Annotated in this window: 1 protein-coding gene; it reads left to right on the top strand. The window is 37.8% G+C overall.

All coding sequences use genetic code 11. From position 1 onward, the window contains the following. Nucleotides 1-116 precede the first annotated feature (116 nt). Nucleotides 117-1,444, top strand: a protein-coding gene (locus BM126_RS21775) for an IS3 family transposase (RefSeq protein ID WP_090991403.1) whose coding sequence is annotated in 2 segments (ribosomal slippage) — nt 117-486 and nt 486-1,444 — 1,329 coding nt in all. Because the reading frame shifts where the segments join, the coding sequence is not laid out codon by codon here. Nucleotides 1,445-1,487 lie beyond the last annotated feature (43 nt).

Here is a 1,487-nt window from a genome sequence, read left to right on the forward strand (position 1 = left end):
TGAACTGTAACCCGAATAATGGACACTTATAAAAAAGTCCCTTATTCGGGTTTTTTGTGTTCTTTTGCAATAAACCCGTTATAATCAAATCAAATGAGAAGAACGGGGATTAAACAATGAGTAAAATTATCTTTAACCAATTTCAAAGAAAACAACTAGAGAGCAACCCAAACATTAGCCATGTTTCTGACCGATCTATTAGCTATAAAGCAGAGTTTAAAATAAAAGCTGTTAAAGAGAATCTGAAAGGAAAAGGCCCAATGGATATCTTTATTGATCATGGTTTTGATGTGAATATTATTGGGTCTGAAAAGCCTGGTCAGTGTTTGAAACGCTGGAGAAAATCTTATCAAGAATTCGGTGAAGAAAGTTTCTTCAAGGAGCGTCGGGGTATGGGCAGCTCAGGACGTCCATCTTCGAAGGAAATGACTGTGGAGGAGAAACTGAAGAAAGCGGAAGCACGTATTGCCTTTCTTGAGATGGAGAACGACTTCTTAAAAAAGTTAGAAGAACTAGAGAGGCAGGCGGAGAAGAACAAGTACTAGCTCTATCAGAAAAATTCCGGCTCATCGAAGAAACGATTAGAAAATATCAGCTTAAGCGAATGGTTTCCTTTCTTTGCGAATTCGCTGGAGTTAAACGTAAAAGCTATTATGCATGGTTAAAGGCTGAAGATAAACGCATCGAGCGTGAGAGACGCGATGAAGAGGATTATCAGCTTCTTAAGAAGATTTATGATGAAAGCAAGAAAAAGATTGGTGGACGTCAAATCAAGATGCACTTAGAGAACGATTATGGCGTAAACATGAGCCTAAACAAGATTTTTCGTCTGACAAGAAAGTTCAATATTCAATCGATCATTAGAAGACGTAATCCCTATAAAAATATAGCCAAAGCTACTCAAGAACATAAAACGTGTTCTAATATCTTAAAACGAAAATTTGTACAAGAGCCTGGTATGGTTTTACTCACAGACATCACATACCTATATTTAGAGAACCGAACAGTGGTCTATTTATCATGCGTGAAAGATGGAACAACACGTGAAATAGTAGCGTATCACCTATCTACGTCACTGGAGATGCAAATTGTATATAAGACCTTAGATCACTTAATGGCTTCCTTGGGAGGAAACGTCCACCCTGAAGCGCTTCTGCATTCTGATCAAGGCTTTCATTATACACATCCTGAATATCGCAAAAGAGTAAAGGAATTAGGATTTACTCAGTCAATGTCGCGCAAAGGAAATTGTTTAGATAACGCACCAATGGAGTCCTTCTTTGGTCATTTCAAAGATGAAGTAGATGCCACTACATGCAAAACGGTAGCTGAATTAAGAAGGAAAATTGAAGACTATATCGAGTATTACAACTCGGCTCGCTATCAATGGGGATTAAAAAAGATGACCCCAGAACAATACCGAGGTCATCTACTTGCTGCTTAAAAGGTCCTTTTTATAAACTGTCTATTTTATTGGTTACAGTTCA

It is taken from the genome of Bacillus sp. OV322, assembly GCF_900112495.1.
Lineage (GTDB): Bacteria > Bacillota > Bacilli > Bacillales > DSM-1321 > Peribacillus.